Genomic DNA, 2,973 nt, shown 5'->3' on the forward strand with positions numbered 1-2,973 from the left:
CGGCAACAGCCACGCGGCGCTGATCAACCGTCTGCACTGGATGCAGAAGGAGTACGGCCTGACATCGGCTGATCGCGTCCTGCAAAAGACCCCGTTCAGCTTCGACGTCTCGGTCTGGGAGTTCTTCTGGCCGTTGCTGACCGGTGCGGCGCTGGTGGTGGCCGAGCCTGGAGCGCATCGCGATCCCTTGGCGCTGCGTCAGGTGATCAACGCGGGCGAGGTCAGCGTGCTGCACTTCGTACCGTCGATGCTGCAGGCCTTCGTCGCCTCCGGCGAGCTGGAGCAGTGCCCATCGCTCAAGCAGGTGATGTGCAGCGGCGAGGCATTGCCCTACGAGCTGCAACAGCAATTCCGCCAGCGTCATCCGGCCAAGCTGCACAACCTCTACGGCCCGACCGAGGCGGCCATCGACGTCAGCTACTGGGCTTGCGAGGAGGAAAACCCGCGGCACATCGTTCCGATTGGCCGGCCCATCGACAACCTCAAGCTGTACATCCTCGACGCCTGGCTGGAGCCAGTGACGCCAGGTGTAGCCGGTGAGCTGTACATCGGCGGCGTGGGCTTGGCGCGGGGTTATCACGCCCGGCCGGGGCTGACCGCCGAGCGCTTCGTCGCCGATCCATTCAGCGAAGGCGGGCGCCTCTATCGCAGCGGCGACCTGGCGCGCTGGCGCGAGGACGGCGCCATCGAGTACGTCGGCCGCATCGACCACCAGGTGAAGATCCGCGGTTTGCGTATCGAGTTGGGCGAGATCGAGGCACGGCTGCAGGCCCATCCGCAGGTGGACGAAGCGGTGGTGGTGGCCCGCGATACGCCGCAAAGCAAGCAACTGGTGGGCTACGCCGTGGCGAGCTGCGACGGCGACCTGCTGCGCCAGGCACTGGCCGAGCAGTTGCCGGACTACATGGTGCCGACGCGCATTCTGGTGCTGGAGGCCATGCCGCTGTCGCCCAACGGCAAGCTGGACCGCAAGGCGCTGCCGGAACCGGAGTTCGGCTCCACGGCAGCGGGATACGTCGCCCCACGCAACGATCTGGAGCGTGAGCTGGCGGCGATCTGGGCGCAGGTGCTGCAGGTCGAGCGGGTCGGCATCACCGACGACTTCTTCGCGCTCGGTGGGCATTCGTTGCTGCTGACCCAGGTCGGCATGACGCTGCGCAACCGCCTGGGCGTCACGCTGCCGTTGCACCGCCTGTTCGAATTGAATTCCATCCAGGCGCTGGCCGCCCACCTGCAGGCGCAACAGGACAGCGCGCCGCCGGAGAACGCCGAACTGGACCTGATGGATGAGTTGCTGGGCGAGCTGGAGAACTTCTGATGACGATGCTGGATGCGCAAACCGAACAACTGCGCGTGATTGCCGAGCGCCTGGGCGCGCTCGCGGAAGAACGACAGCTGACCTTCCTGCGTCAGTTGCGGGACAAGGGGGTGAGCCTGGAGCGCTTGCCCATCGGCCGCCAGCCCTGCGAACGCGCGTCGTTGTCGCCGGCGCAGAGCCGCCTGTGGTTCCTCTGGCAGATGGAGCCGGACAGCGCCGCCTATAACATCCCAGCGGCGGTTCGCCTGCGCGGCGTATTGGACCGTTCCGCCCTGCGTCGCGCCTTCGAGGCGCTGGTGGTACGGCATGAGAGCCTGCGCACGCTGTTTCGCGACGAGGGCGGTGAGCCGCTCCAGGTGATCCTGCCCTCGCTGCCGTTGGCGCTGGTCGAGAAGGATCTGTCGGCGCTGCCTCAGACTCAGCGTGAAGCCAGCGCCGGTGAGCACCTGGAGCAATCCGCCCGGCGCCCGTTCGACCTCGCCGAAGGCCCGCTGCTACGGCTCGACCTGCTGCGTCTGGACGCCGATCATCACATCCTCCTGCTGACCCTGCATCACATTGTCTCCGATGGTTGGTCCATGGGCGTGCTGATCGACGAGTTCGCCAACCTCTACAGCGCCTTCGCCGAAGGTCGGGAGGCCGATCTCGCTCCGCTGCCGATCCAATACGCCGACCATGCCCGCTGGCAACGCTTGTGGATGGCGGCTGGCGAGGAGCAACGCCAGCTCGACTACTGGACCCGGCGCATCGGCGATCCGGCGCTGGTGTTGACCCTATCCAGCGATCGCCCGCGTCCGCCAGTGCAAAGCTACCGGGGCGCCGCGCAGAACTTCGAGCTACCGCTGCCGCTGGTGATCGGCCTGCGCAGCCTGGCACGCGGTCAGGGGGCGAGCCTGTTCATGGTGCTGCTGGCGGCGTTCGAAGTGCTGCTGATGCGCTACAGTGGCCAGCGCGAGCTGCGCGTCGGCGTGCCGGTGGCCAACCGGGGCCGCGCCGAGTGCGAGCGGTTGGTGGGCTTCTTCGTCAATACCCAAGTGTTGTGCAGCGAAATCGACGAGCACGCCTCGTTCGCCCAGTTGCTCGGCGAGGTGCGCCAGGCCGTGCTGGATGCCCAGGCGCATCAGGAGCTGCCCTTCGAGCGGCTGGTGGACGTGCTACAACCAGAACGTAGCCTGAGCCACAACCCGCTGTTTCAGGTGGCCTGCAACCATCTGCCGAGCGCCCGCGACGCGTTGCGCGAACTGCCCGGCGGCGAGGGCGGTCGGCTGACGCTGGAGAGCCTGACGCTGGACGTCGGCATCGCCAAATTCGACCTGATGTTGCAGACCGAGGAGGGCCGTGACGGGCAGGTGCGCGGTCAATTCGTGTACGCCACCGACCTGTTCGATGCGTCGACCATCGAGCGTCTCTGCGGACACTTTCTCAACCTGCTGCAAGCGTTGGTGGCCGATCCGCGGCAGCCGGTGGGGCAGTTGCCGATGCTCGCCAAGCCCGAGCGCGAGCAGCTGCTGCACGGCTGGAATGCCACCGAGGCGGCGTTCCCTGATGCCGTTCAATTGCAAACGCTACTGGAACAACAGGCCTCGCGTAGCCCGGATGCCCTGGCGCTGCAATTCGGCGCACAGCGCCTGAGCTACCGCGAGCTGCACAGCCGT

2 protein-coding genes are annotated in these 2,973 nt (G+C 66.9%); both read left to right on the plus strand.

Annotation, left to right across the window (positions count from 1 at the left end):
- Positions 1-1,318 (plus strand): AMP-binding protein (locus UF78_RS22395; RefSeq protein ID WP_045164457.1); only part of this gene is annotated, 1,318 nt, incomplete at its 5' end.
- Positions 1,318-2,973, plus strand: a 1,656-nt coding sequence (locus UF78_RS22400; RefSeq protein WP_230623737.1) for a condensation domain-containing protein, incomplete at its 3' end; no start/stop codon positions are given. The genes UF78_RS22395 and UF78_RS22400, both read left to right, overlap by 1 nt.

The sequence above is a fragment of the Stutzerimonas stutzeri genome (genome assembly GCF_000952685.1).
Classification (GTDB): Bacteria; Pseudomonadota; Gammaproteobacteria; order Pseudomonadales; family Pseudomonadaceae; genus Stutzerimonas; species Stutzerimonas stutzeri_E.